This window comes from Streptomyces lothianensis, from assembly GCF_047779955.1.
Classification (GTDB): domain Bacteria; phylum Actinomycetota; class Actinomycetes; order Streptomycetales; family Streptomycetaceae; genus Streptomyces.
Map to the genome: position 1 here is coordinate 1 of NZ_JBLMKT010000158.1, position 293 is coordinate 293.

At 70.0% G+C, this 293-nt stretch carries 1 protein-coding gene; it reads left to right on the forward strand.

The annotated features are described in order from the left end of the window. Nucleotides 1-293: beta-ketoacyl synthase N-terminal-like domain-containing protein (locus ACLF6P_RS30045; protein WP_415954586.1), on the forward strand; the 293-nt coding region annotated here is incomplete at both ends.

Sequence of the window (293 nt, forward strand, 5' to 3'; positions counted from 1 at the left end):
GGCCCTGCGTACCGGTGAGTGCACGATGGCGCTCGCCGGTGGCGTGACCGTCATGGCGACCCCGACGACCTTCGCCGAGTTCAGCCGCCAGGGAGGTCTCTCCTTCGACGGTCGCTGCAAGTCCTTCTCGGACACGGCGGACGGTACGGGCTGGTCCGAGGGTGTCGGGATGCTGCTCGTGGAGCGGCTGTCGGACGCCCGCCGTAACGGGCACCAGGTCCTGGCGGTCGTTCGCGGCTCGGCGGTGAACCAGGACGGTGCGTCGAACGGTCTGACGGCTCCGAACGGTCCCT